Raw genomic sequence first — 25,005 nt, forward strand, 5'->3', positions numbered from 1 at the left:
CGTTCAAGAAGAATCCGCCCGGCCGGCCGGCGCGCCCCAGGCACGGGCGACCCGCTCGGCCACGGCGTACGCGTGGCGCTCCTCGCCGAGGAACCGGTACAGGTCCCCGAGGACCCGGGCGAGGGGCCGCAAGACGCAACCGCGTCCGCCGGCACCTGGAGCACCCGGCCCCGGGCCGGCCCGTCCAAGCGGGGTCACGGACGAGCCGCTCCAGATGGGCCAGGTCGGGCCGGTCCAGGGAGCCAACCGGCTGCGGCAGGGGGACGGTTCGGTCCAGCCGGGGTGGACGGCCGTGGCGAGGTCCCCGCCTGTGGACAACCCCGGCCGTTGTCCTACCGCACCGGTACCGTCGGATCATGGCTCAACAGGCGGGGAACGCGACGGGCGAGCGGCGGCTCGCCGTCCTCGAAGGCGTGCTGGAGCGGATCACCTACTCCAACGAGGACAACGGATACACGGTCGCGCGCGTGGACACCGGCCGGGGCGGCGGCGACCTGCTCACCGTCGTCGGCGCGCTGCTCGGCGCCCAGGTGGGGGAGTCCCTGCGGATGGAGGGGCGTTGGGGCTCCCACCCGCAGTACGGCAAGCAGTTCACCGTCGAGAACTACACGACCGTCCTGCCCGCCACCGTCCAGGGCATCCGCCGCTATCTGGGCTCCGGCCTGGTCAAGGGCATCGGCCCGGTCTTCGCCGACCGCATCACCCAGCATTTCGGCCTGGACACCCTGCGGATCATCGAGGAGGAGCCCAAGCGGCTCATCGAGGTGCCCGGCCTCGGTCCGAAGCGGACCAAGAAGATCGCCGACGCCTGGGAGGAGCAGAAGGCGATCAAGGAGGTCATGCTCTTCCTCCAGACCGTCGAGGTGTCGACGTCGATCGCGGTGCGCATCTACAAGAAGTACGGCGACGCCTCCATCTCCGTCGTGAAGAACCAGCCCTACCGGCTCGCCTCCGACGTCTGGGGCATCGGCTTCCTCACCGCCGACAAGATCGCCCAGTCCGTGGGGATACCGCACGACAGCCCGGAGCGCGTGAAGGCCGGCCTCCAGTACGCGCTGTCGCAGGCCACCGACCAGGGCAACTGCTACCTCCCCGAGGAGCGGCTGATCGCCGACGCGGTGAAGCTGCTCCAGGTCGACACCGGCCTGGTCATCGAGTGCCTCGCCGAACTGGCCGCGCCCGCCGAGGAGGGCGAGGACCCGGGCGTCGTACGGGAGAAGGTCCCCGGTGAGCACGGCGAACCCGTCACCGCCGTCTACCTCGTCCCCTTCCACCGCGCCGAACTCTCCCTGGCCGCCCAGCTGCTGCGCCTGCTGCGCACGGCCGAGGACCGTATGCCCGGCTTCCGGGACGTGACCTGGGACAAGGCGCTGACCTGGCTGAAGGGCCGTACCGGGGCCGACCTCGCGCCCGAGCAGGAGGCCGCCGTCAAGCTGGCGCTCACCGAGAAGGTCGCCGTCCTGACCGGCGGCCCGGGCTGCGGCAAGTCCTTCACGGTCCGCTCGATCGTGGAGCTGGCCCGCGCCAAGAAGGCCAGGGTCGTGCTCGCCGCCCCCACCGGCCGCGCCGCCAAACGCCTCGCCGAGCTCACCGGCGCCGAGGCCTCCACCGTCCACCGTCTGCTGGAGCTGAAGCCGGGCGGGGACGCGGCCTATGACAAGGACCGCCCGCTCCAGGCCGATCTGGTGGTCGTGGACGAGGCCTCCATGCTGGACCTGCTGCTCGCCAACAAGCTGGTGAAGGCGGTGCCGCCGGGGGCGCATCTGCTCTTCGTGGGAGACGTCGACCAGCTGCCGTCCGTCGGCGCGGGCGAGGTGCTGCGGGATCTGCTCGCCGACGACAGCCCCCTCCCCGCGGTCCGTCTCACGCGCGTGTTCCGGCAGGCGCAACAGTCCGGGGTGGTGACCAACGCGCACCGGATCAACTCCGGGCAGCATCCCGTCACGGACGGCATGAAGGACTTCTTCCTCTTCGTCGAGGACGACACGGAGGAGGCCGGGCGGCTCACGGTGGATGTGGCGGCCCGTCGGATTCCGGCCAAGTTCGGGCTCGACCCGCGCCGGGACGTCCAGGTGCTCGCGCCGATGCACCGAGGCCCTGCGGGCGCCGGCAATCTCAACGGTCTGTTGCAGCAGGCGATCACGCCCGGCCGTCCCGATGTGCCGGAGAAGCGGTTCGGCGGCCGGGTCTTCCGGGTCGGCGACAAGGTCACCCAGATTCGCAACAATTACGAGAAGGGCAAGAACGGCGTCTTCAACGGCACCGTGGGAGTGGTCACCTCGCTCGACCCGGTCGACCAGCGCCTGACGGTGCTGACGGACGAGGACGAGGAGGTGCCGTACGAGTTCGACGAACTGGACGAGCTGGCCCACGCGTACGCGGTGACCATTCACCGCTCCCAGGGCAGTGAATATCCGGCGGTGGTGATCCCGGTCACCACCGGGGCCTGGATGATGCTTCAGCGCAACCTGCTGTACACGGCGGTCACCCGGGCCAAGAAGCTGGTCGTGCTGGTCGGTTCACGCAAGGCGATCGGCCAGGCGGTGCGCACGGTGTCGGCGGGGCGGCGCTGCACGGCACTGGACTTCAGGCTCTCACCAAAAAATGATCGATCAAATGAGTCACCTAGGTCACAGAGCTCTTCCGGAACCGGGTAGGGGAGGGGCAGGATGGGCAAGTTGGCGGCACTGAGTGCCGCCAATAGGCCCAATGGTCGACCCCCAGTGCACTCTCCTGCGCCGAATGGGGGATGGTAGAGACAGTCAGGGCAACCTCGAAGAAGAGGCACAACGTCGGTGAGGGATGACGTGAGCGACAACTCTGTAGTAGTGCGGTACGGCGATGGCGAGTACACCTACCCGGTGATCGACAGCACCGTCGGCGACAAGGGCTTCGACATCGGCAAGCTCCGCGCCCAGACCGGTCTGGTGACCCTGGACAGCGGCTACGGCAACACCGCCGCCTATAAATCCGCCATCACCTACCTCGACGGCGAGGCGGGCATCCTCCGCTACCGCGGCTACCCGATCGAGCAGCTGGCCGAGCGCTCCACCTTCCTTGAGGTGGCCTACCTGCTGATCAACGGCGAGCTGCCGACCGTCGACGAGCTCTCCGTCTTCAAGAACGACATCACGCAGCACACCCTGCTGCACGAGGACGTCAAGAACTTCTACCGCGGCTTCCCGCGCGACGCCCACCCGATGGCCATGCTGTCGTCGGTCGTCTCCGCGCTGTCGACGTTCTACCAGGACAGCCACAACCCGTTCGACGAGAAGCAGCGCAACCTCTCGACGATCCGGCTGCTCGCCAAGCTTCCGACGATCGCGGCGTACGCGTACAAGAAGTCGATCGGTCACCCGTTCGTCTACCCGCGCAACGACCTCGGTTACGTCGAGAACTTCCTGCGCATGACCTTCTCGGTCCCGGCGCAGGAGTACGAGCCCGACCCGGTCGTGGTCTCCGCCCTCGACAAGCTGCTCATCCTGCACGCCGACCACGAGCAGAACTGTTCGACCTCCACGGTCCGCCTCGTCGGCTCGTCGCAGGCGAACATGTTCGCGTCGATCTCGGCCGGCATCAACGCGCTGTGGGGTCCGCTGCACGGCGGTGCCAACCAGTCCGTGCTGGAGATGCTGGAGGGCATCCAGGCCTCCGGCGGTGACGTCGACACCTTCATCCGCAAGGTGAAGAACAAGGAGGACGGCGTCCGGCTGATGGGCTTCGGCCACCGGGTCTACAAGAACTTCGACCCGCGCGCGAAGATCATCAAGGCGGCGGCGCACGACGTCCTCTCGGCCCTCGGCAAGTCCGACGAGCTGCTGGACATCGCGCTCAAGCTGGAGGAGCACGCGCTCTCCGACGACTACTTCGTCTCGCGCAGCCTCTACCCGAACGTCGACTTCTACACGGGCCTCATCTACCGCGCGATGGGCTTCCCGACCGAGATGTTCACGGTCCTCTTCGCCCTCGGCCGCCTCCCGGGCTGGATCGCCCAGTGGCACGAGATGATCAAGGAGCCCGGCTCCCGCATCGGCCGCCCGCGCCAGATCTACACGGGCGTTGTGGAGCGCGACTTCATCCCGGTCGAAGAGCGCTGACCTTTGCGCTGAGCCGTAAGGCCACACAGGGCCCCGTATGCCGATGCCGGCTGCGGGGCCTCGTCGTGGGCCGGGAAGTGAGTGGGAAGTGAGCGTGGAAAACAGAAGGCGCCCTGGCGGCGGTCCCCCCACGGGCCGACGTCCAGGGCGCCTTCCCATGTCCCGGTGCGGATTCCCCCCACGGGATCCGGCCGGGCGTCTGTGAGAAAACAGCGCCTGAATCGCTGTGTTGAGCAGAACGAGCAAAACTCGTCGTACTCCTACTTGTGTGTACTGCGGTGTGCGGTCTGCCGGGACAGCGCACGGTCGGGAGGGCCGCTCAAAGCTTCCCGACGTACGTGTCCCGGCAACGCATCTCTGAGGAAGTCCCCCAAGACATCCCCAGATGCCAGGTTGCGCCCCCCAAGACGCGGCCTGACATCGCCAATTTAGACCTTCGAACCCCTTCGATGGTTACGTTCACATCACTGTGATCTGCGTCTCTTGCATTTGTCCGTTTGATACGCAAGGGGACCGATACGCCGATCGGGCCCAAGCGTAAGGATGATGCGCGAGCCTTGTGAAGAGCTTATGTGAGCCGCGCGCCGGACTCCAGAGGGTCCCCCCTAACGGAATGAGCGCAATCGCAGGCTGTTCGTCACGACGAAGACCGAGGAGAACGCCATGGCGGCGCCCGCGATCATCGGGTTCAACAGCCCCGCGGCGGCCAGCGGCAGCGCGGCCACGTTGTAGCCGAACGCCCACACCAGGTTCCCCTTGATCGTGGTCAGTGTCCGCCGCGACAGCCGGATCGCGTCAGCGGCCACCCGCAGATCCCCGCGCACCAGCGTCAGATCCCCCGCCTCGATCGCCGCGTCCGTCCCCGTCCCCATCGCCAGCCCCAGGTCGGCCGTGGCGAGCGCGGCGGCGTCGTTGACCCCGTCGCCGACCATGGCGACGACCCGCCCCTCGCCCTGAAGCCGCCGTACGGCCTCCACCTTGTCCTCGGGCAGCACCTCGGCCACGACCCGCGAGATCCCGACCTGCTCGGCCACCGCCTCGGCGACCGTCCGGTTGTCCCCGGTCAGCAGCACCGGCGTGAGCCCGAGCGCCCGCAGCTCCCGTACCGCCTCGGCGCTGGTCTCCTTCACCGCGTCCGCGACGGCCACGACGCCGCGTGCCGCCCTGTCCCAGCCGACCACGACGGCCGTACGCCCGCCCCTCTCGGCCTCGTCCTTCGCGCGGGCCAAGTCCTCCGGCAGCTCGTCGAAGAGGCGCCCCACGGCCACGTCATGGCCCTCCACGCGCCCGCGCACGCCCCGCCCGGGGACGTTCTCGAACGCCTCGACCGCCGGCAGCGGCCCGACCCGCTCCTCCGCACCCGCGGCGACGGCCCGGGCGACGGGATGCTCGGAGGCGTGCTCCACGGCGCCCGCGAGCCGCAGCACCTGCTTCTCGTCGGCGCCCTGGACGGCGTAGACCTCGTGCAGAGACATCCGCCCGGTGGTCACCGTTCCCGTCTTGTCGAGTACGACGGTGTCGACGCGGCGGGTGGATTCGAGGACCTCGGGGCCCTTGATGAGGATGCCGAGCTGGGCGCCGCGGCCCGTGCCGACCATCAGGGCGGTCGGGGTGGCGAGGCCCAGCGCGCACGGGCAGGCGATGATCAGGACGGCGACGGCCGCGGTGAACGCGGCGGCCAGGTCGTCGGTCGCGCCGAGCCAGCCGCCGAAGGTGGCCACGGCGATCGCGATGACGACGGGGACGAAGACGGCCGAGATCCGGTCGGCGAGCCGCTGCACCTCGGCCTTGCCGTTCTGCGCCTCCTCGACCAGCCTCGCCATCCGCGCGAGCTGGGTGTCGGCGCCCACGCGCGTGGCCTCGACGACCAGCCGCCCGCCCGCGTTCACGGTCGCGCCCGCCACCGCGTCCCCGACGGTGACGTCCACCGGCACCGACTCGCCCGTCAGCATCGACGCGTCCACGGCGGAGACGCCCTCGACGACCGTGCCGTCGGTGGCGAACTTCTCCCCGGGGCGGACGACGAAACGGTCGCCGACCGTCAGGCGGGAGACCGGGACGCGGACCTCACGGCCGTCTCGCAGCACCGCCACGTCCTTGGCGCCCAGTTCCATCAGGGCCCGGAGAGCCGCCCCCGCCCGGCGCTTGGAGCGGGCCTCCAGATAGCGGCCGAGCAGGATGAACGCCGTGACGCCCGTGGCCACTTCGAGATAGATGGTGGAGGCGCTGTCCATGCGCGAGACGGTGAACGTGAACTCGTCCTTCATGCCCGCCCTGCCCGCGTCCCCGAAGAACAGGGCCCACAGCGACCAGCCGTACGCGGCCAGCGTGCCCAGCGAGACAAGGGTGTCCATGGTGGCGGCGCCGTGCCGGAGGTTGGTCCAGGCGGCGCGGTGGAAGGACAGCCCGCCCCAGACGACCACCGGGGAGGCGAGGGTGAGGGCCAGCCACTGCCAGTCGTCGAACTGGAGGGCCGGGATCATCGACAGGAGGACGACGGGGACGGCGAGGAGGGCGGAGACGACGAGCCGCTGACGCAGGGACGTCGACTCCGGGTCCTCTTCCTCTCCCGGGGCGGGCTCTTTTGCCGCAGGCGCGGGCTCCTCGGCCGTGTACCCCGTCTTCACCACCGTCGCGATCAGATCCGCGACCTCGACGCCCTCGGCGTAGGTGACCTTCGCCTTCTCCGTCGCGTAGTTGACGGTGGCGGTCACGCCGTCCATCCGGTTGAGCTTCTTCTCCACGCGGGCGGCGCAGGAGGCGCAGGTCATGCCGCCGATGACGAGTTCGACCTCGGCGGGCGGGCCTATCGGGGCGGTGGTGCCGGACATGTTCCGTACTCCAGGAGGTGCTGGTTACGCCTTGCCGACGAGCTCGAAGCCGGCCTCGTCGACCGCCGCGCGCACGGCTTCCTCGTCGAGTGCGGCGGCGGAGACGACGGTGACCTCGCCGGTGGAGGCGACGGCCTTCACGGAGCTGACGCCGGGGAGCTCGGAGATCTCGCCGGAGACGGAGCCCTCGCAGTGGCCGCAGCTCATGCCGCTCACCTTGTAGACGGTGGTGACCTGGGTGTCGCTCTGGGCGGTCATCTCGTTCTCCTCTTCGAGGCGTGTGGGTTCTGCGGGACCCGCGGTGGCGTCCACTTCTCTCACACTATACCCCTAGGGGGTATTTCTCCAAGAGGGGCCTCGACGGTCCGACCGCTCGTACCGGTATAGAACGGATTTACCGGCACTTCATGGTAGATACCGATCATGTCGCAGTCCGGGACGCTCGTTCTGATCATGTCCATCGCCGTACTGGCGCCTCTGCTGGCGTACGGGGTCAGCCGCTGGCTGCCGGTGCCGCTCGTCATCTTCGAGATCCTGCTGGGCATCCTGGCCGGCCCGGACGTACTGGGCTGGGCGGGCGACGGGCAGGTCATCGACACCCTCTCCGACCTCGGCCTGGCGATGCTGATCTTTCTCGCCGGGTACGAGATCGAGTTCGACAGGGTCCGCGGCGACACCCTCAAGCGCGCGCTCTGGGCGTGGCTCACCGCGCTCGTGGTGGGCCTGGTGCTGGCCTCCGCCCTCACCGGGCTGTCGAAGGGCGTCTACATCGGTACGGCCCTCACCAGCACCGCCCTCGGCACGGTCCTGCCGGTGCTGCGGGACGCGGGGGACCTGCACTCGCGGTTCGGCTCGGTGCTGACGGCGTTCGGCGCGGTCGGCGAGTTCGGGCCGATCATCGCCATCGCGCTGCTGCTGAGCGGGCGTTCACCGGGCCGGTCGACGGCGGTCCTGGCGGCGTTCGCCCTGCTGACGGCCGCCGCCGTGTGGTGGGCGATGCGCCCGCGCCCGCCGTGGTTCCCCCGGGTGATCGCCAAGACCCTGCACAGCAGCGGCCAGTTCGCCGTACGGCTGGTCGTGCTGCTCCTCGCGGTGATGCTCGGCATCTCCCAGGCCCTCGGCCTCGACACCCTGCTCGGCGCGTTCGCCGCCGGGATGCTCACCCGGCTGCTGCTGCACGGGGCGGCGCCGGAGAGCGCGGGGCCCGTCCTGGAGAAGGTCGAGGCGATGGGGTTCGGCTTCCTGGTGCCGGTGTTCTACGTCGTCACCGGCATCGAGTTCGACCTCGACGCCCTGCTCTCCGGCGGCCGTGCGCTGCTCCTTGTGCCGGTCTTCCTGCTGCTGTTCGTCCTGGTCCGCGGCCTGCCCGTGTACGCGCTGGCCCCGCCGGACCTCGTACGACGGGACCGGCGGGCCCTCACGCTCTTCGCGTCCACCGCGCTTCCCCTGGTCGTCGCCATCACCACGATCGGCGTCGACGACGGCGTCCTGAAGACGGAGGACGCGGCGGCGCTGGTCGGCGCCGCGATGCTGTCGGTGCTGGTGTTCCCGCTGACCGGGCTGCGGCTGCGCGGCGAGCGGAGGGTGGTCGAGGAGCCGCTCGGGGGTTCGGAGTCGTGGTGAGGTCGGGCCGGGATGGAGGCGGCCGGGATGAAGGCGGTCAGGATGGAGGCGGCCAGGATGGAGGGGCCAGACGGTCACGGCGATGGGAGCGCACATGCGGGCAGTGGTGTTCGAGCGGTACGGCGAGCCGGCCGAGGTGCGGGAGGTGCCCGACCCCGGACCGGCCCCGCACGGGGTCGTCGTCCGGGTGGCGGCCACCGGTCTGTGCCGCAGCGACTGGCACGGCTGGCAGGGCCACGACCCCGACATCACGCTCCCGCACGTGCCCGGCCATGAACTCGCCGGTGTCGTCGAGGCGGTCGGCGACCGGGTCACCGCCTGGCGCCCCGGCGACCGCGTCACCGTCCCCTTCGTGTGCGCCTGCGGAACGTGTGCCGCCTGCGCGGCCGGCGACCACCAGATCTGCGAGCGGCAGACCCAGCCCGGCTTCACCCACTGGGGCTCCTTCGCGCAGTACGTGGCCCTCGACCACGCCGACGTGAACCTGGTCGCCGTCCCCGAGGAACTGTCCTTCGCCACCGCTGCCGCACTGGGCTGCCGGTTCGCCACCGCGTTCCGTGCGGTCGTGCAGCAGGGCCGGGTCGCGGCGGGGGAGTGGGTCGCGGTGCACGGCTGCGGCGGGGTGGGCCTGTCGGCGGTGATGATCGCGGCGGCGGCCGGGGCGCGGGTGGTGGCGGTGGACGTGTCGCCCCAAGCCCTGGAGCTGGCACGGAAGTTCGGCGCGGTGGAGGGCGTCGACGCCTTCGCGGCCGGTGACACGGCCGCCGCGGTACGCGAACTCACCGGCGGCGGCGCCCACTTGTCGCTGGACGCCCTGGGCTCCCCGGTCACCTGCGCGGCCTCCGTCAACTCCCTGCGCCGCCGCGGCCGGCACCTCCAGGTCGGGCTGCTGCCCTCGGCGGACGGCACGACCCCCGTCCCGATGGCCCGAGTGATCGCCCTGGAACTGGAGATCCTGGGCAGCCACGGCATGGCCGCGCACACCTACCCGGGGATGCTGGAGCTGGTGCGGGCCGGGGTGCTGCGGCCGGATCTGCTGGTGACGTCCACGATCGACCTGGACGCGACCCCGGCCGCGCTGGCGGCGATGGGGACGGCGGCGGGGGCGGGGGTCACGGTCATCGAGCCGTGGAGTTGAAAGGCGGGCGGGCCGCGGAGTCGAGGGCGGCCGACTCCTGTTCGCGTGCGGCCCACTCCTGTTCCAGCACGGCCATGAGCACCCAGTCCACCCACCGCCCGTCCCGCAGGTCCGCCTCCCGCCGGACGCCCTCCCGTACGAACCCGGCCTTCTCGTAGGCGCGCAGGGCCCGGGCGTTGTGGCCGTACACCTCCAACTGGACGCGATGCAGACCGAGTTCCTCGAAGCCGTAGCCGACGATCAGCCGGGTCGCCTCGGTGCCGAGGCCGCGGTCACGGCCCCGGGGTCCGAGGAGCGTGCGGAACGTACAGCCGCGCGCCTGCGCGTCCCACTCGTACAGCACCACCTCGCCCACGAGTTCGCTGGTCGCGCGGTCGGTGACGGCGAGGTCGAGGCGGTCGGGCTGGGCGGACCGGGAGCCGTACCAGGACCGCAGCCGCTCCAGGGTGAACTCGCTGTCGGGTCCACCGGTGAAGCGGAGGACCTCGGGGTCGCGGATGATCTCCGCCATGGTCTCGGCGTCCCCCTCCGTGAAGGGCCGCAGCACCGCTTTCTCGCCGGTCAGAACGGGTTTGACGGAGAAGCTCATCCGCGGATCCTCACCGGCCGGACCGCTGGTCGGCAACCGGGTTTCCGCTCGGACGGGCCCGCGCCGGGATGGCGGCGCGCACCAGATAGCCGGCTTCCGAGGTGGGCCGGGCGGTCAGTTCACCGCCGAGCGCGGCGAGGCGGGCCCGTAGGCCGTCGAGGCCGGCGCTGCCCGGCCGGGGCGGGGCGGGCGGCTGCGCCGAGGGGCCGTTGTGGACCTCGATGACCAGGTGGCTGTCCTGGTCCACGGAGGCGACGGTGACCTTGACCCGGGCGCCGGGCGCGTATCGGGCACAGTTCGTCAGCGCCTCCTGGACGACGCGGTACGCGGCCGACTGGGCCTCGGCCGGCCAACGGGCCGCCGCCGCGAGGTCGATCCGGCTCTCGCCGTCGTGCCCGGCGCGCTCGATGAGCTGCGGCAACTCCTGGATGCCGAGCGGGGCCGCCGGGCGGGCGTCGGCGCGAAGGGAGCCGGTGAGGGTGCGCATCTCGTCCAGCGCCTGGCGGCTGAGCGCGTGGATGGCGGCCGCGTCCCGGGCCGTGTTCGCCTCGTCGGTGCGGGCGCGCAGGGCGGCGGCGCGCAGGGCGATCAGGCTCGCCGCATGTCCCACGGAGTCGTGCAACTCGCGGGCCAGCACGGTCCGTTCCTGGGACACCGCGAGGCGCTGTGCCGTGCGGAGCTCCTCGGCGCGGCGCTGCCGCAGCGTGCGCAGGTCGGCCGCGAGCGCTCTGCGGGTCCGCTGCTGGGCGCCGAGCGCGGCCGGGGCCGCGGCCAGGGCGCAGGTGTACACGAGGAGGGACAGCCAGGCGCCGGGGTGGTCCGGCAACGCGTCGGAGGTGAGCAGGGTGTCGGCGAGGCCCACCGTGGAGGCAGCCGCCACACACCCGGCCACGATCTGCCACCGGCGCCGCAGCGCCACATGGAACAGGGAGATCATCGTGGCGAACACCATGCCGCTCAGCGCCATGCCCGGCAGGGTGAGGAACAGCACGAGGACCGGCCGGTGGCCGCGCAGCAGCAGGGCGAGCACCGCGCCCACGGCGGCGGCCAGTTGATGCAGCTCCTCCAGATGCACACGCTCGGGTGTCGCCATGTACCGGACGAGATCGACACCTGCCAGCAGGAACACCCCGACGCCGAGGGCCTGTCGGGGCAGTTCCGGGCGGGGGAGGCGGTCGCCGGGGAGGGCGGGGGAGACGGTCATGACGCCCTCCGGGACCGGCGGGGCGTCACATCAACTCCCGCAGCAGGCCCGTGCGTTCGGCGATCAGGGCCGCTCTGACCCGGCTGTTCGTACCCAGTTTGGCGAAGCAGCTCGCCAGATGGCTCTTGACCGTCTCGGGGCTCACCAGCAGTCGGACGGCGATCTCCGGGTTGGACAGGCCGTCCGCCACCAGCTGGAGCACCTCATGCTCCCGCGCGGTGAGCGCCTCGGCGATCTGCCGCGCCTCGGCGCCGTCATCGGCACGCGCGTCGGCCTGCTGGGCGAGGACGCGGTAGTCGGCGATGACCGACGGCGCCACCGTCTCGGCCACCACCCCGATACCGGCACCGGCCTTGCGCACCGCGTCGCTCAGTTCCTCGGCGGTGGTGTCCTTGAGGAGGTATCCGCTCGCGCCGGACGCGAACGCGCGCCGCACGTCCTCGTCCGTGGCGAAGCGCGTCATCATCAGGACGGCGGGCGGCTCGGGGAGCGCACGCAGGCCTCTCAGCACGGTGAAGCCGTCGGCCCCGGGCATCCGCAGGTCCAGCAGGGTCACATCCGGCCGGTGCGACCGCGCCGCCTCGACGGCGTCAGGGCCGGAACACTCGGCCACGACACGGAGTTCGTCGTCCGTCTCGATCAGTGTCCGCAGTGCGACGCGTGTCAGGACCTCGTCGTCGACGATCATGACGCCTATCACGTTGTCTCCCCGTGGTGCCCGGCGCGGCGGTGCGGCCTCCCTGGTCAGCGGGTTTCGCGGCGCCGCGGCGGTCTGATTTCGGTTCCGGTCAGGACCAATCGCAGGCTCTCACCATACGGGAGGATCGCGTTCCTCCCCCGGATGGGGGAGGCGCGGCCCGGGTCGGCCTCCCCGGCCGGGGGATTGTGATCGGCCGCACCCCCGTCGACGATGAGCGGCGGAGAGTGTTCGTGTCTCACGAACTCACGGGGACCAACGGGGAATACAGAGTGCCGATACGAGAACAGCCGCAGGCCGGCCACATACAACTCGGAGACAGCAGACCCGATTTCAGCCTTCTGACCGGACGCGAGGCGGAAGTGCTGCTCCTTCTTTCGACGGGCTCGACGGGCGACACGAATCGCGCCCTCGCCCGTGATCTGGGAATTTCGGAGCGGACCGTGCGCGCCCATCTCACCAGTATCAGACGGAAACTGGGGCTCGGTTCGCGCGTGGAGATCGCTCTGGTCTCCCATCAGCACCGCGCATTCCTGCGTTCCGTACAGGGGTTGCCCGGGGCGGCTATGCCGCAAGAGACAATAGCGGGATCCCGCCGGTGAATTGTTTGCTCTAGGGGCTCGGAAAATTCGGGAAAACCCCAGAGGAGGAGCGTATGAGCGCTCTGCTGAACAAGGTGAACGCCAGCGCGGAGCTGAGCGCCGTCGCCGCGGACCTGACGGACGCGAAGGACCTGTCCGTCACCCTTCCGGTGCTCGCGACGATCACCACCGTGTGCCCCGCCACCGGCTACATCGTCGGTGGCGGTCTGTTCACGGCCGGTATCGGCATCACCTACGCCGTCAACGACTGAGGAGGAGCACGACATGTCCGCCGTTCTCGAAAAGGTCAACTCCAGCGTCGAATTCTCCGCGATTCCCAGCGGAATCTCGGAGGCGGCCTGGGACAGTGCCCAGGTTCCGGTGCTCGCCACGCCGGCCACCGTCACCCCCACCCTGGGCAATGTGACGCTCGGCGTCGCCGCCTTCACCGGTGGCATAGCCGTCGGTGACGCCCTGTTCGGCTGATTCCGACCAGGCCGCCCGGTACCGACCCAGTGGACCGGGCGGCCACTTACGGATCGAGGAAGAGCAGCGAAACGTGAAGCCATCCATTCTCCCGCGCCCAAGTCGCCTGAGGCCCCCGCGCCTGAGCCGTGAAAAGGCGCTCACCCTCGCGGAACAGATCAGCGCCTCCACCCATTTGGTCAGCAGCCTCGAACTGCTGGTGCGGGACCGGGACCGCCGGGAAGGCGGCCTCAACGACTGGAACATCGCCCGGGACAACTACGCGCCCCGCATTCCGGGCCTCAAGAAGTTCCTGGACATCATCGCGGACCGTCGTAACACCCAACTTCTGCACGGTGCACGGGCGTTGGCCGCCGCCTCGCTGCTGGTGCCCGGCACTCCCCGCGCCCACCGGGCCGCCGCGAACGGCTTCCTCGCCGTGACGTCGATGGCGGCCTACCCGCGCCACAGCTATGGCACGGACGGCTCCGACCAGGTGTCCTTCATCGTGCAGATCGCCGCCCTGACCGCTCGGCTGCGCCAGCACGACCACCGTACGGTCGACGCGGCCCTGTGGTACGTGGCCCTTCAGTCCACGATGTCGTACGCGGTCTCCGGCTACGTGAAACTGGTCAGCCCCGTCTGGCGCTCCGGCGCCGCGCTGCCGGGCATCATGCGCACCGAGACCTATGGCGACGAGCGCTTCTACCAGCTCATCTCCGACCACCCCGAACTGTCGAAGCTGGTGGCGCACGCGGTGCTCTTCATGGAGTGCGCGTTCCCCGCGCTGTTCCTCGCCAAGGGACGCCTCGCCCCGGCGATGCTCGCGGCCACCGGCTCCTTCCACCTGGTCAACGCCCGTGCCATGGGCCTGGGCCGGTTCCTCACCGCGTTCGTGGCGACGTACCCGGCCGTGCTCTACGCGGCGCAGCCCCGCGAGCGGGGAGCGGCCCGATGAGCGGGCCCGAGCGCAGCGACGTACTGCCGCGGGCCGCGGCGGCCGTGCTGAGCGCGACGTTCGCCGCCGGGCTGGTCTCCGGGCTGCTGCGCCGACGCCGGGTGCTGCGCGGCCGGGGCGACGAGCAGCTGTTCGAGACGGCGGCCGGGAACCTCGTCTCCTACCAGCTGACCGAGCCCGCCACCGCCGTACCCGGCCCCGTCGTGGTGTGCGAGGCCGGTCTGCTCTCCACCGCCGAGCACTGGTCCTGGCTGAGCCGCCTGCTGGCCGCCGGGCACCCGGTGCTGACGTACAACAGGGCGGGGTACGGGCGCGGCGAGTACCGCAGGACCGAGCCGTTCACCGTGGCGGGCGCCGCCGCGGACCTGCACGATCTCGTGCGGCATGCCTGTGGGAGCCGCCAGGTGGTGCTGGCCGGGCACTCGCTGGGCGGATACATCGTGCTGCGTGCCCTGGAGTCGCTGCGCGACCTGACCACCGGGGTCGTCCTCATCGACCCCAGCCATCCGGCCGAGCTGCTGCGCTCCAAGTCGCAGGCCATGGGCGCGGAGGCGTTCACCTTCGCGCTCAAGCTGATGCCGGGCTCGATGGCCCTCGGCCTGGGCGGGCTGCTGCGCCGCCCCTCCTGGGTGGACCTGTTGCCCGAGGGCGACCGGCGACTCGCCCTCGACCACTACCGCGACGCGAAGCTGTGGCGGGCCGGGGTGCGTGAATGGCACGGCGTGTACGGGGAGTTCCTGAACCACGACGGTTCGACACCCAAGGTCGGCGTGTCCCTGTGCCTGGTGGCGGCGGCCGTGACCCATGACCGCGACCCCGTCCAGGCCGAACTGCACGGCGAGTTCGTCGCCGCGTCCCCGGACGGGCGGCAGTTCCTGATCGAGGACGCGAGCCACGACGAGCTGCTCCTCAACGAGAAACCGGCGCGCGAGATCGCCGCGCTGATCGAGGACTTCGTCGCCGGACCGGCGGCCGGCGGCACGGGGGAGGACGGCTGATGGACCGGCAGAAGGCGGCGGCGAGGAGCGTGGAGGCGGCCTTCGTCGCCTGGCTGACGGTGACGCTGCTGAGCCAGCATCCGCACCAGGTCTTCGACCGTTTCCGCTCCTACGACCGGCTCGGGCTGCTCATCCCCAACTGGCGCTTCTTCGCCCCGCAGCCCGCCCGGCACGACTTCCACCTGCTCTACCGCACGGTCTCCCGCACCGGCGAGGAGTCCGAGTGGCAGGCGGCCTCGCAGATCATCAAGCGGGCCTGGGCACACGTGGCGTGGTTTCCCGGGCGCCGCCAGGAGAAGGCGGTGTTCGACATCTGTAGCGAGATCGTGGCCCTCGTCGGAGCCCGCTCCCCGAAGGTCGTCGAGGCCCCCGGCTACCGGCTGCTGCGCAACTTCGTCCGCCGCCGGCTCGACGAGGAGGGCGTGCGCGACATCTCGGGCTTCCAGTTCCTCGTCGTGCGCTACAGCGGACACGACCACTCCGAGGAGCCGCAGTACTCCTTCGTCTCGCCCTTCGTCCCGTACGACGGCCAGGGCGCCACCCTGGAAGGGGAGCGCGTATGACCGGCACCGTGTCGGAGCAGGCCGCCGACTACGGACGGCAGTTCGCCGACTTCTACGACCGGCTCTTCCCGCCGGGCCCGGCGGCCGATCAGATCGCCGACGCGCTGACCACCCTGCTGCCCACCGGCCGCGGCCCGGCGCTCGAACTCGGCGTCGGCACCGGCAGGATCGCCCTGCCGCTGGCCCGCAGGACCGGCACCGTCGTGGGCGTGGACGCGTCCGCGGAGATGCTGGACCGCCTGCGGGAGGCCGTGAAGGAAGAGGCCGTAAAGGGAGTAGAGACAGTCGACGTCGAGGCGGTGGAAGCCGACATCAGCGACTTCCGCGACGACCGGCGCTTCCCGCTCGTGTACTGCGTGTGCAGCACCCTGCTGCTGATCACGGACCCCGAGCGGCAGCGCGCCGCCGTCCGCCAGGCCGCCGAACACCTCCTCCCCGGCGGCCACTTGGTGATCGAGACGCACAACGTCCCCCGCGTCCTCGCCATGGCGGCGGGCCGGCCGGTCGTCACCTTCTTCGTGCCCTACCCGCAGCCCGACACCGGAGTGCTCAGCTCCTGGTTCATCGACGAGGCGACGGCCCAGTGGCGCACCTCCCAAGTCCTTTTCGACCAAGGCACGTTCCGCATCGGCAACGAGTCGCTGCGGCTGACCACCGCCGACGAGATCGAGGCGTACGCCGCCGACGCGGGCCTCGCGGCGACCCACCGTTTCTCGGACTGGTCCGGGACCCCCTACAGCGAGGACGGGCACATGTTCATCGGCGTCTACCGCAGGCCGGCGGAGCGCTGATGGGGACGGGACTGGAGATCGACGGCATCGGCAAGACCTTCGGCGACACGAGGGTGCTCAGCGAGGTGGGCTTCCGGGTGCCCGCGGGCCGGATCGTGGGGTTCGTCGGCAACAACGGCGCCGGCAAGAGCACCACGATGCGGATCGTCCTCGGGCTCACCGCGCTCGACGAGGGCGAGGTCCGCTACGACGGCCGGGCCATCGACGTGCCCGTCCGCAAGCGCATCGGCTACATGCCGGAGGAGCGCGGCCTCTACCCCCGTATGCGGGTCCTGGAGCAGCTGTCCTACCTGGGGCGGCTGAGCGGACACGGCAAGACGGAGGCCACCGCGGCGGCGCGGCGCTGGGTGGAGCGGCTCGGTCTGGAGAAGCTGGCCGGGGCGAGGCTGTCCGAGCTGAGCCTGGGCAACCAGCAGCGGGTGCAGCTGGCCGCCGCCCTGCTGCACGATCCGCGGCTGCTCATCCTCGACGAACCGTTCTCCGGGCTCGACCCCTCCGCGGTCGGCGTCATGAGCGACGTACTGCGGGAGCAGGCCGCGCAGGGCCGGCCCGTCCTCTTCTCCAGCCATCAACTCGACCTGGTGGAGCGGCTCTGCGACCAGGTGGTGATCATCTCGGACGGCCGGATCGTCGCCGACGGCACGGTCGCCGCGCTGCGCGACGGTGCCCCGGTACGCCATCGGGTCGTCGCCGACGGACTGGCCCCGGGCTGGACCCACGGCCTGCCGGGTGTGCGCGAACTGGCCTGGCAGGACGGCGGTTGCCTGGTCGCCTCCGAGGGCGGACAGGAGCAACAGATCCTCGCCTCGGCCCAAAGCATGGGCCCGGTGAGGGAGTTCACGCCCATCCGGCCCGACCTCACCGAACTGTACCGAGACGTGGTGAATTCCGATGACGCCGACCGGGACTGACCGGCACACCGGGCCGCAGGCACCGGCCGAAACCCCCGCCGCACCGCGGCCGGAGCCCGCGAGCTCCGCCGAACCGGGGCATCTGCCCGCCGCCACCGCCGTCCGACTGGTCGCCGGACGCGAGCTGCGCACCCGGGTCGCCTCCGCGGGATTCGTCGTCGCCACCCTCGTCACCGCCGCGATCGTCGCCGTACTCGCCCTGCTGCCCGGGTTCATCGGGGGCGACGACGACAAGACGGTCGCCGCGGTCGGACTGACCCGCAGCCAGCAGCAGGCGCTCGCCGAACAGGCCGGGCCCGGCGTCGAGTTCACGCTCCGGGCCGTCGACGACAGGCGTGAGGCGCGGCGGCTGCTCGACGACGGGAAGGTGGCCGCCGTGGCCGACGGCGGCGGCGACCGGGTCCGGGTGACGGTGGGGCAGAAGTCCGACCAGTCACTCGGCGACACCGTCTCCGCGCGGCTCGAACAACAGGCCCTCGCCGACGAGTTGAGGCGCCAGGGCGCCGACACGGCCGCCGTCGCCGAGGCGGTGCGCCCGGTCGCGGTCAGCTTCCTGGAGGACGACACCGGGGACACCCAGCGGGTCGTGCTCGCCTACGTCGTCTCGATGATGCTGTTCACCCAGATCATCGGCTCCGGCGGCTCCGTCGCCCAGGGCGTGGTCGAGGAGAAGAGCACCCGGGTCGTGGAGATCCTGCTGGCCAAGGTGCGGCCCACGCCCCTGCTCGTCGGCAAGGTCATCGGCATCGGCGCGATCGGTCTGCTCCAACTGCTCCTGGTGGCCGCGGTCGGTGTCGGCGTGGCGACGGCCGCCGGTACCCTCGCCATCGAGTCGACCCTCGTGGAGGTCGCCGTGGCGAGCGTCGCCTGGTACCTGCTCGGGTTCGTCTTCTACGGCTTCCTGTACGGCGCTGTCGGCTCGATGGTCTCCCGCCAGGAGGACCTGGGCGGCCTCACCGTGCCCCTCCAGCTCGTCAACTCCGCGGCCCTCGTCGTCGCGGTCGTCGGCCTCCAGGACATCGGCGCGGGCTGGCTGGCCGCGATCGGCTACGTCCCGCCGTTCTCGGCGATCGTCGTACCGATGCGCATGGCGGGCGGGGTGGCCACCACGGCCGAAGTCGTCGTCCCCGCACTGCTGTTGCTGCTCGCCTCGGCGGCCGTGGCCTGGCTCGGCGGCATCGTCTACAACCGGTCGATCCTCAACACCGGCAGGCGGGTCCGGCTGCGGCAGGTGCTGCGCCGTGCCTGACGCGGTGATCGTGGGCACCGGGCCGGGCGGCCTGGCCGCGGGGGTGACCCTGGCCAGGGCCGGGCTGCGGGTCGACCTGTACGAGGGGGCCGCGGAGATCGGCGGCGGTCTGCGCACCACCTCGCTCTTCGACGACGAGATCGTCCACGACATCTGCTCCGCCGTGCACCCGACGGCGTCTGCGTCGCCCTTCTTCCGGGAGTTCGACCTGGCCGCCCGGGGCGTGGACCTCCTCACCCCCGAGATCAGTTACGCGCACCCCCTGGACGACGGCCCGGCCGCCCTGGCCCACCGCGACCTCGACACCACCTGCGACCGGCTCGGCCCGGACGGACGCCGCTGGCGTGCCCTGATGCGCCCGCTGCTCGACCACAGCCGGGGCCTGACCGAGTTCGTCCTCTCCGGTCAGCGGGCCCTGCCACGCGACCCGAAGGCCCTGCTCCTGCTGGCCCGCGGCATGCTCGCGCACGGCGTCCCGCCCGCCCGGGCCTTCACCGGCGAACCGGCCCGCGCCCTGCTGACCGGCGTGGCCGCGCACGGCGTCGGCCGGCTGCCCAGCCCCGCCACCGCCGCGGTGGCGCTGCTCCTCGGCCACCTCGCGCACAGCGCGGCCGGCTGGCCCCTGCCCCGCGGCGGCAGCGCCCGCATCGCCGACGCGCTGGCCGCCGACATCACCGCCCACGGCGGCCGCTTCCACACCGGCCGGACCATCACCGATCTGCGCGAACTGGGCCGGGCGAGGGCGGTGTTGCTCGACATCGCCCCCAAGGGCCTCCTCCAACTGGCGGCCGGCCGACTGCCCGCCCGTTACGTCCGCGCCCTCGACTCCTTCCGCTACGGCCCCGGCGCCGCCAAGGTCGACTTCCTGGTCTCCGAACCGGTGCCCTGGACCGATCCCGCGGTCGGCCGGGCGGGAACCGTCCATCTCGGCGGCACCCAGGCCGAGATGTTCCGCCAGGAGACCCGCACCGCACGCGGCCTGACCTCCGAGGAACCGTTCGTCCTCCTCGTCGACCCCGCCGTCACCGACCCCTCCCGGGCCCGCCCCGGACGCCGCCCCCTGTGGGCGTACGCGCATGTGCCGAACGGCGACGACCGCGACCCTGCGGCAGCCGTACGAGCCCGCATCGAACGCTGGGCACCGGGCTTCGGCGACACGGTGCTCGCCCAACGCAGCGTGTCGGCAAGCGAGTTGGAGGCGTACAACCCCAACTACGTGGGCGGTGACATCGCCGCCGGCGCCATGACCCTGGCCCAGAGCGTGCTGCGCCCCACCCCCCGACTCGACCCCTACCGCACCCCGTTGCCCGGCGTGTACCTCTGCTCGGCGGCGACCCCGCCGGGACCGGGTGTGCACGGCATGACCGGGTATCTCGCCGCGCTGTCCGCACTGCGCCGTGAGTTCGGGATCCGCACCGCGCCGCCGCTGGGCCCGGCGGAGGCGGTGGCGTTTTTGCCCCGAGGCCCGAGGAAAGGTTCCGATCATGGACATCACGCTGGGTGAGCAGCTCCTGCTTCTGTCGCTGGACGACGAGTCGGGTGCGGAGCGGGAGTCGGCGAAGGTCGCCTGGGCCATCGCCGCCGCCACACTCGTGGAACTCGCGCTGGCGGGACGGGTGGAGGTGGGCGACGACCAGCGGGTCGTGGTCATCGACCCCACCCCGCCCGGCACGCCCGGCCTCGACGCGGCCCTCGCCGAGATCGTCGCCTGGGACAAGCCGGGCCGGGTCAAGGACTGGCTGACCCACCTCAAGAAGGACGCCGTCGCCGCGGCGAGCCGGGGCCTGCTGGACCGTGGCCTGGTGCGGGAGGAGGTCAAGAAGGTCCTCGGCCTGTTCCCCGTACGCCGCTACCCCGAGGCCGACCCCACCGCCGAGACGGCCCTGCGCGAACGCCTGGAGGACGCGGTCCTGCGCGGCGCCACCCCCGACCCCCGGACGGCAAGCCTGGTCGCCCTCCTGCACGGCGCCCGACTCCACCGCCTGGCCTTCCCCACCGTCAAGCCCGCCGAGGTGGACGCGCCCATGGCAGCCCTCGCAACGGGCGACTGGGCCGCCCCCGCGGTGCGCCGGGCGATCGACTCGGCCCAGGCGACCCTGACAACGATCGTCACGACGACGGTCATCGGCGCTACGGTGGCGGGCAACTGACGGCAGGATCACGGACGCTCCTCTCGGCACTGGCTCAGTCCTCCCGTCTGCCGCGATTACCGGGCCGTGCGGCGACCCACGCCCGCACGGTGTCCGCGTACCAGAAGGGCTTGCCGCCCTCCACATGGTCGGGTGGCGGCAGCAGTCCGTGCTTGCGGTACGACCGCACGGTGTCCGGCTGCACCTTGATGTGCGCGGCGATCTCCTTGTACGACCAGAGCCTTCGGTCGGTCATGAGGTGCACCTCCCTGCGCGCGCCGCGGCGGCGGCCGGGAACGGCCGTCGGGGGTACCGGGCGCTGCGCTGGCGTCACAAAGCCTGTGTCCCGTGAACGACGGAGAGTGAGCGCAGGTCAGGCCCTGTGCACCGCGTGTGACGCAAGACCCGCGTAAACGCGACATGTGTGACACGCGGGGTGCGTTCGTGACACGAGTGCAGCAAAGGCGCACGCGGGCGCGTGGGCGCGGCGCGTTGACAGCCGCTCCGCCGGGAGCTCACACAGGTGGAGCCGACTGCATTCGGCCAACCCCACGGGTCTTGGAAAAATCCGCACTCGGCGTCGATCAGGTCGCCGCGAGCACCAGACGCATGGCCTCACCGCTGATCCGGCCACCCGCGACCGGACCCCGCGTGCCGCCCCGCGCGAGCGTGAACTCCCGGGGCGTACACCCGGTCATCGCCTTGAACTCGCCACTCAGATGGGCCTGGTCGATCGCGGCGGTCTCCGCCTGCCCGCGCCCCGCGTCCAACAGCCGCCGCGCCCGCTGCAACCGCAGCACCCGCGCCGCCGCCTTGGGCCCAGTCCGACCTGCTCCCGGAACCGGCTCTCCGGCTGCCGCACACTCCAGCCGACGTCCTCGGCCAGCCGCGCCACAGGCATCGCCCCACCCGTCCGCACCAACAGGATCGACGGTCCGGTTGACGAGCTCGTACTGCGGCGTCCCGAACAGCGAGAAGGCGGCCCAGGGAGCGAGCAACACCTCGAAGCCGCACCCCGCGATACGAGATGACAGCGGGACGAAGCCGCAGGTTCCCCAGGGCCCGCGTCCCGACCGAACACCTGTCACAGGGCTGTCGTGCAACGCCCTCAGGGGCGCGGTGAACTGCGCGACAAGCCACAACGAACCCGCACTCGCCGACCCACAGCCCCGGCACCCCACCAGGCGCCCGTCAAGCCCCGCAGCTCCGCAAGAACGCCCGAGTCCGCTGAGCAATAGGCAACGGCTTGTCCGGCTCGCACGGATACATGTCCTGCTCCACGATCGCGAACAGATCCACGTCCAACTTCTGCGCGGCCTCCAGCACCGGCCCCAACGCCGGCACACCGGACGGCGGTTCACACATCACACCCTGCGCCACCGCGGGCCCGAACGGCGTCCCCTTGGCCCGCACGTCGGCGAGGATCTCGGGATCGACCTGCTTCAGGTGCAGGTACCCGATCCGAGAGCCGTACGTCTCGATCAGCTTCACGCTGTCGCCGCCGCAGTACGCGTAGTGCCCCGTGTCCAGGCACAGCGACACCAGCGACGAGTCCGTCCCGTCCAGGAACCGGACGACGTTGTCCTCGCTGTCGATGTGCGTGTCGGCGTGCGGGTGGACGACGATCCGCAGCCCGTACTCCTCCCGCACCCGCTCCCCGAGCCGCTCGGTGAGCGACGTGAGGTTGCGCCACTGCTCCGGCGTCAGCGTGTCCGACTCCAGCACCTCACCGGTCTTGTCGTCCCGCCAGAAGGACGGGATGACGACGAGGTGCTTCGCGCCCATGGCCTGCGCCAGCACCGCGTTGTCGGCGACGTGCGCCCAGGTCTTCTCCCAGACGGACTCACCGTGGTGCAGCCCGGTGAAGACGGTGCCGGCGGACACCTTCAGCCCGCGCCGGCCCACCTCCTCGGTGAGCACTGTGGGATCGGTCGGCAGATACCCGTAAGGGCCAAGCTCGATCCACTCGTAACCGGAGTCGGCGACCTCGTCGAGGAAGCGCTGCCAGGGGACCTGCTGAGGGTCGTCGGGGAACCACACACCCCAGGAGTCGGGAGCCGACCCGATACGGATGCGGGACAGTGAGGAAGAGGGTGACAACGACGTCATGCCGGTCAGCTTCCGTTCGCGCAGCAAGCGCTGTCAAGAGCTAGTCCGAATGTCTGGACAAAACATTGACAGGGCTCCGCATGGGGGACTAGAAAGCCGTGGAGAGCCGATACGAAGCCCGGGGCGGGACGCGATGGTCCGACCGGCATGAAGGGAACTCGATGGCGTACGACCTGATCACCATGGGGCGGATCGGAGTGGACCTCTATCCGTTGCAGACGGGCGTCCCGCTGCCGCAGGTGTCGTCCTTCGGCAAGTTCCTCGGCGGCTCGGCCACGAACGTCGCGGTCGCCGCGGCCCGCCTGGGACGGCGGACCGCGGTGATCACCCGCACCGGCGACGACCCCTTCGGCACCTACCTCCACGAGGCCCTGAAGGACTTCGGGGTGGACGACCGCTGGGTCACCCCGGTGCCCGGCCTGCCCACCCCGGTCGTCTTCTGCGAGATCTTCCCGCCGGACGACTTCCCGCTGTACTTCTACCGGCAGCCCAAGGCCCCCGACCTGGAGATCGACGCCCACGAGCTGGACCTCGACGCCATCCGCGAGGCCCGCGTCTTCTGGGTCACCGGTACCGGCCTGAGCGAGGAGCCCAGCCGTACGGCGACCCTCGCGGCCCTCGCCCACCGGGCCAAGGCCGGCCTCACGGTCTTCGACCTCGACTGGCGCCCCATGTTCTGGAGCGACCCGGACGCGGCCCGCCCCTTCTACGCCGAGGCCCTCAAGCACACCACCGTCGCCGTCGGGAACCTCGACGAGGTCGAGGTCGCCACCGGTGTCCGCGAGCCCCGCGCGGCCGCCGAGGCGCTGCTGGACGCCGGGGTCGAGATCGCCGTCGTCAAGCAGGGCCCCAAGGGCGTCCTGGCCGTCGACCGGAACGGGAACTCCGCCGAGGTCCCGCCCCTGCCCGTCGACGTCCTCAACGGGCTCGGCGCCGGAGACGCCTTCGGCGGCTCCCTCTGCCACGGCCTCCTCGAAGGCTGGGACCTGGAGAAGATCATGCGGCACGCCAACGCGGCCGGCGCCATCGTCGCCTCCCGTCTGGAGTGCAGCTCGGCGATGCCGACACCGGACGAGATCGAAGCCGCGATCGCCGAGGGAGCCGTGCGGCCGACCGCCGCCGGAACCGCCGAAACCGCGAACCCGAGCACCGCCGGAGCCGCGAACCCCACCGCCGCGGAGGCCGCCAAGTGAGCGTCGACATCGCGGAACTCGTCCGCATCCGCAGCCGTCACCCCGAGGCGATCGCGGAGGCCGCCGCCCGGCGCGCCCGGCGCCCGCTGCTCGGCGACAGCGACCGCCTCATGATCGTCGCCGCCGACCACCCCGCCCGGGGCGCGCTCGGCGTCGGCGGCAATCCGAAGGCCATGGCCAACCGCGCCGACCTGCTCGAACGCCTCTGCCTCGCACTCTCCCGCCCCGGTGTCGACGGTGTCCTCGCGACCGCCGACATCCTCGACGACCTGCTGCTGCTCGGCGCGCTCGACGGCAAGGTCGTCATGGGCTCGATGAACCGCGGCGGCCTCCAGGGCGCCCGCTTCGAACTCGACGACCGCTTCACCGGCCACCGCGCCGAGGACATCGAGCGGCTCGGCTTCGACGCGGGCAAGCTGCTCCTGCGGATCGACTACGACGACCCGGGCTCCCTCACCACCATGGAGTCCACCGCCCGCGCCATCGACGACATGGCCGCGCGCCGACTCCCGGTCTTCGTCGAGCCGTTCATCAGCGGCCGCACGGACGAGGGCAAGGTGAAGAACGACCTCTCCGCCGAGGCCGTCACCCGCTCCATCGCCATCGCCTCGGGCCTGGGCGGCAGTTCGGCCTACACCTGGCTGAAGGTGCCGGTCACCGAGAACCCCGACGACATGGCCGAGGTCATGGCCACCTCCACGCTCCCCGCCGTCCTGCTGGGCGGCGAGGTCGGTGACGACCAGGACGGGGCGTACGAGAAGTGGCGGGGCGCACTCCAACTCCCCACCGTGCGCGGACTCGTGGTCGGACGCTCGCTGCTCTACCCGGCGGACGGGGACGTGGCCGCCGCCGTGGACACCGCCGTAGGACTGCTGTGAG

Annotated in this window: 26 protein-coding genes; 17 read left to right on the forward strand and 9 right to left on the reverse strand. The window is 71.3% G+C overall.

Features of this window, described 5'->3' with window-relative positions; genetic code table 11:
* Positions 1-3: 3 nt before the first annotated feature.
* Positions 4-132 carry a hypothetical protein gene (locus OG866_RS28370; protein ID WP_329338985.1) on the reverse strand — a complete coding sequence of 43 codons (129 nt, stop codon included), beginning with the start codon at positions 130-132 and terminating at the stop codon, positions 4-6.
* A 224-nt stretch (positions 133-356) separates the two neighbouring features.
* On the opposite strand from OG866_RS28370, the gene recD2 reads away from it, so the two are divergent.
* Together recD2 and OG866_RS28380 are read left to right on the forward strand one after the other, a co-directional pair.
* Complete coding sequence (recD2, locus tag OG866_RS28375; protein ID WP_329338987.1) at positions 357-2,657, forward strand: SF1B family DNA helicase RecD2; 2,301 nt, start codon at positions 357-359, stop codon at positions 2,655-2,657.
* Positions 2,658-2,807: 150 nt separating this feature from the next.
* Complete coding sequence (locus tag OG866_RS28380; protein WP_329338988.1) at positions 2,808-4,097, forward strand: citrate synthase; 1,290 nt, start codon at positions 2,808-2,810, stop codon at positions 4,095-4,097.
* 605 nt (positions 4,098-4,702) lie between these two features.
* Here the strand turns inward: OG866_RS28380 and OG866_RS28385 are convergent.
* Entirely contained in the window at positions 4,703-6,928 is a 2,226-nt protein-coding gene (locus OG866_RS28385; protein ID WP_329338990.1) for a heavy metal translocating P-type ATPase, read from the reverse strand.
* 24 nt (positions 6,929-6,952) lie between these two features.
* Positions 6,953-7,186, reverse strand: coding sequence for a heavy-metal-associated domain-containing protein (locus OG866_RS28390; protein WP_329338992.1), 234 nt, complete (start codon positions 7,184-7,186; stop codon positions 6,953-6,955).
* A 165-nt stretch (positions 7,187-7,351) separates the two neighbouring features.
* On the opposite strand from OG866_RS28390, the gene OG866_RS28395 reads away from it, so the two are divergent.
* Both OG866_RS28395 and OG866_RS28400 read left to right on the forward strand, forming a co-directional pair.
* Positions 7,352-8,551, forward strand: coding sequence for a cation:proton antiporter (locus OG866_RS28395; RefSeq protein WP_329338994.1), 1,200 nt, complete (start codon positions 7,352-7,354; stop codon positions 8,549-8,551).
* A 94-nt stretch (positions 8,552-8,645) separates the two neighbouring features.
* Positions 8,646-9,689 (forward strand): zinc-dependent alcohol dehydrogenase family protein, encoded by a 1,044-nt coding sequence (locus OG866_RS28400; protein ID WP_329338996.1) that lies wholly within the window; start codon positions 8,646-8,648, stop codon positions 9,687-9,689.
* Here OG866_RS28400 and OG866_RS28405 read toward each other — a convergent pair.
* The 3 genes from OG866_RS28405 to OG866_RS28415 are packed head-to-tail and all read right to left on the reverse strand — an operon-like array spanning position 9,670 to position 12,182.
* Positions 9,670-10,278 (reverse strand): GNAT family N-acetyltransferase, encoded by a 609-nt coding sequence (locus tag OG866_RS28405; protein ID WP_329338997.1) that lies wholly within the window; start codon positions 10,276-10,278, stop codon positions 9,670-9,672. The two genes, OG866_RS28400 and OG866_RS28405, sit on opposite strands and share 20 nt — an antisense overlap.
* A gap of 10 nt (positions 10,279-10,288) precedes the next feature.
* Complete coding sequence (locus OG866_RS28410) at positions 10,289-11,482, reverse strand: sensor histidine kinase (protein WP_329338998.1); 1,194 nt, start codon at positions 11,480-11,482, stop codon at positions 10,289-10,291.
* Between the two features lie 25 nt (positions 11,483-11,507).
* On the reverse strand, positions 11,508-12,182 hold the full coding sequence (locus tag OG866_RS28415) for a response regulator transcription factor (protein WP_329338999.1): 675 nt from the start codon (positions 12,180-12,182) through the stop codon (positions 11,508-11,510).
* A 269-nt stretch (positions 12,183-12,451) separates the two neighbouring features.
* Here OG866_RS28415 and OG866_RS28420 point away from each other — a divergent pair, with 269 nt between their 5' ends.
* The 11 genes from OG866_RS28420 (at position 12,452) to OG866_RS28470 (ending at position 20,845) form a co-directional block, all read left to right on the forward strand.
* Positions 12,452-12,781: a response regulator transcription factor gene (locus tag OG866_RS28420; protein WP_329344340.1), complete on the forward strand. Its 330-nt coding sequence runs from the start codon at positions 12,452-12,454 to the stop codon at positions 12,779-12,781.
* 53 nt (positions 12,782-12,834) lie between these two features.
* The gene (locus OG866_RS28425) at positions 12,835-13,032 is read left to right on the forward strand and encodes a hypothetical protein (RefSeq protein ID WP_329339000.1); all 198 of its coding nucleotides are present in this window, start codon (positions 12,835-12,837) and stop codon (positions 13,030-13,032) included.
* 13 nt (positions 13,033-13,045) lie between these two features.
* Positions 13,046-13,246 carry a hypothetical protein gene (locus OG866_RS28430; RefSeq protein ID WP_329339002.1) on the forward strand — a complete coding sequence of 67 codons (201 nt, stop codon included), beginning with the start codon at positions 13,046-13,048 and terminating at the stop codon, positions 13,244-13,246.
* 73 nt (positions 13,247-13,319) lie between these two features.
* Positions 13,320-14,183, forward strand: a complete 864-nt coding sequence (locus OG866_RS28435; protein ID WP_329339003.1) for a hypothetical protein — start codon at positions 13,320-13,322, stop codon at positions 14,181-14,183.
* Positions 14,180-15,181 carry an alpha/beta fold hydrolase gene (locus OG866_RS28440; RefSeq protein ID WP_329339004.1) on the forward strand — a complete coding sequence of 334 codons (1,002 nt, stop codon included), beginning with the start codon at positions 14,180-14,182 and terminating at the stop codon, positions 15,179-15,181. The genes OG866_RS28435 and OG866_RS28440 overlap by 4 nt, the downstream gene beginning before the upstream one ends.
* Complete coding sequence (locus tag OG866_RS28445; protein ID WP_329339006.1) at positions 15,181-15,744, forward strand: hypothetical protein; 564 nt, start codon at positions 15,181-15,183, stop codon at positions 15,742-15,744. Before OG866_RS28440 ends, OG866_RS28445 begins: the two co-directional genes overlap by 1 nt.
* Positions 15,741-16,535, forward strand: coding sequence for a class I SAM-dependent DNA methyltransferase (locus tag OG866_RS28450; RefSeq protein WP_329339007.1), 795 nt, complete (start codon positions 15,741-15,743; stop codon positions 16,533-16,535). Before OG866_RS28445 ends, OG866_RS28450 begins: the two co-directional genes overlap by 4 nt.
* Complete coding sequence (locus OG866_RS28455) at positions 16,535-17,446, forward strand: ABC transporter ATP-binding protein (RefSeq protein ID WP_329339008.1); 912 nt, start codon at positions 16,535-16,537, stop codon at positions 17,444-17,446. The genes OG866_RS28450 and OG866_RS28455 overlap by 1 nt, the downstream gene beginning before the upstream one ends.
* Positions 17,427-18,695, forward strand: a complete 1,269-nt coding sequence (locus OG866_RS28460) for an ABC transporter permease (protein WP_329339009.1) — start codon at positions 17,427-17,429, stop codon at positions 18,693-18,695. The genes OG866_RS28455 and OG866_RS28460 overlap by 20 nt, the downstream gene beginning before the upstream one ends.
* Positions 18,688-20,199 carry a phytoene desaturase family protein gene (locus OG866_RS28465; RefSeq protein WP_329339010.1) on the forward strand — a complete coding sequence of 504 codons (1,512 nt, stop codon included), beginning with the start codon at positions 18,688-18,690 and terminating at the stop codon, positions 20,197-20,199. Before OG866_RS28460 ends, OG866_RS28465 begins: the two co-directional genes overlap by 8 nt.
* Positions 20,180-20,845, forward strand: coding sequence for a GOLPH3/VPS74 family protein (locus tag OG866_RS28470; protein ID WP_329339012.1), 666 nt, complete (start codon positions 20,180-20,182; stop codon positions 20,843-20,845). Before OG866_RS28465 ends, OG866_RS28470 begins: the two co-directional genes overlap by 20 nt.
* A gap of 34 nt (positions 20,846-20,879) precedes the next feature.
* On the opposite strand, the gene OG866_RS28475 is transcribed toward OG866_RS28470, so the two are convergent.
* The 3 genes from OG866_RS28475 to OG866_RS28485 all read right to left on the reverse strand — a co-directional run bounded on the left by OG866_RS28475 (position 20,880) and on the right by OG866_RS28485 (position 22,933).
* A complete protein-coding gene (locus OG866_RS28475) occupies positions 20,880-21,080 on the reverse strand; it encodes a helix-turn-helix transcriptional regulator (protein ID WP_059191908.1) in 201 nt (66 codons plus the stop codon).
* 328 nt (positions 21,081-21,408) lie between these two features.
* Positions 21,409-21,624 (reverse strand): helix-turn-helix transcriptional regulator, encoded by a 216-nt coding sequence (locus OG866_RS28480; RefSeq protein ID WP_329339014.1) that lies wholly within the window; start codon positions 21,622-21,624, stop codon positions 21,409-21,411.
* 391 nt (positions 21,625-22,015) lie between these two features.
* Entirely contained in the window at positions 22,016-22,933 is a 918-nt protein-coding gene (locus OG866_RS28485; RefSeq protein WP_329339016.1) for a sugar phosphate isomerase/epimerase family protein, read from the reverse strand.
* 161 nt (positions 22,934-23,094) lie between these two features.
* On the opposite strand from OG866_RS28485, the gene iolC reads away from it, so the two are divergent.
* Complete coding sequence (gene iolC / locus OG866_RS28490; RefSeq protein ID WP_329339018.1) at positions 23,095-24,126, forward strand: 5-dehydro-2-deoxygluconokinase; 1,032 nt, start codon at positions 23,095-23,097, stop codon at positions 24,124-24,126.
* Positions 24,123-25,004, forward strand: coding sequence for a Cgl0159 family (beta/alpha)8-fold protein (locus OG866_RS28495; protein WP_329339019.1), 882 nt, complete (start codon positions 24,123-24,125; stop codon positions 25,002-25,004). The genes iolC and OG866_RS28495 overlap by 4 nt, the downstream gene beginning before the upstream one ends.
* Position 25,005 lies beyond the last annotated feature (1 nt).

The organism is Streptomyces sp. NBC_00663 (genome assembly GCF_036226885.1).
GTDB lineage: Bacteria > Actinomycetota > Actinomycetes > Streptomycetales > Streptomycetaceae > Streptomyces.

Excerpts from the sequence above, each read along its gene's own strand:
- OG866_RS28425 (WP_329339000.1), top strand. The coding sequence starts at position 12,835 with ATGAGCGCTCTGCTGAACAAGGTGAACGCCAGCGCGGAGCTGAGCGCC.
- OG866_RS28440 (WP_329339004.1), top strand. The coding sequence starts at position 14,180 with ATGAGCGGGCCCGAGCGCAGCGACGTACTGCCGCGGGCCGCGGCGGCC.
- OG866_RS28395 (WP_329338994.1), top strand. The coding sequence starts at position 7,352 with ATGTCGCAGTCCGGGACGCTCGTTCTGATCATGTCCATCGCCGTACTG.
- recD2 (WP_329338987.1), top strand. The coding sequence starts at position 357 with ATGGCTCAACAGGCGGGGAACGCGACGGGCGAGCGGCGGCTCGCCGTC.
- OG866_RS28390 (WP_329338992.1), bottom strand. The coding sequence starts at position 7,186 with ATGACCGCCCAGAGCGACACCCAGGTCACCACCGTCTACAAGGTGAGC.
- OG866_RS28475 (WP_059191908.1), bottom strand. The coding sequence starts at position 21,080 with ATGACCGACCGAAGGCTCTGGTCGTACAAGGAGATCGCCGCGCACATC.
- OG866_RS28400 (WP_329338996.1), top strand. The coding sequence starts at position 8,646 with ATGCGGGCAGTGGTGTTCGAGCGGTACGGCGAGCCGGCCGAGGTGCGG.
- OG866_RS28470 (WP_329339012.1), top strand. The coding sequence starts at position 20,180 with ATGGACATCACGCTGGGTGAGCAGCTCCTGCTTCTGTCGCTGGACGAC.
- OG866_RS28450 (WP_329339007.1), top strand. The coding sequence starts at position 15,741 with ATGACCGGCACCGTGTCGGAGCAGGCCGCCGACTACGGACGGCAGTTC.
- OG866_RS28455 (WP_329339008.1), top strand. The coding sequence starts at position 16,535 with ATGGGGACGGGACTGGAGATCGACGGCATCGGCAAGACCTTCGGCGAC.
- OG866_RS28445 (WP_329339006.1), top strand. The coding sequence starts at position 15,181 with ATGGACCGGCAGAAGGCGGCGGCGAGGAGCGTGGAGGCGGCCTTCGTC.
- OG866_RS28410 (WP_329338998.1), bottom strand. The coding sequence starts at position 11,482 with ATGACCGTCTCCCCCGCCCTCCCCGGCGACCGCCTCCCCCGCCCGGAA.
- iolC (WP_329339018.1), top strand. The coding sequence starts at position 23,095 with ATGGCGTACGACCTGATCACCATGGGGCGGATCGGAGTGGACCTCTAT.
- OG866_RS28460 (WP_329339009.1), top strand. The coding sequence starts at position 17,427 with ATGACGCCGACCGGGACTGACCGGCACACCGGGCCGCAGGCACCGGCC.
- OG866_RS28385 (WP_329338990.1), bottom strand. The coding sequence starts at position 6,928 with ATGTCCGGCACCACCGCCCCGATAGGCCCGCCCGCCGAGGTCGAACTC.
- OG866_RS28430 (WP_329339002.1), top strand. The coding sequence starts at position 13,046 with ATGTCCGCCGTTCTCGAAAAGGTCAACTCCAGCGTCGAATTCTCCGCG.
- OG866_RS28405 (WP_329338997.1), bottom strand. The coding sequence starts at position 10,278 with ATGAGCTTCTCCGTCAAACCCGTTCTGACCGGCGAGAAAGCGGTGCTG.
- OG866_RS28485 (WP_329339016.1), bottom strand. The coding sequence starts at position 22,933 with ATGACGTCGTTGTCACCCTCTTCCTCACTGTCCCGCATCCGTATCGGG.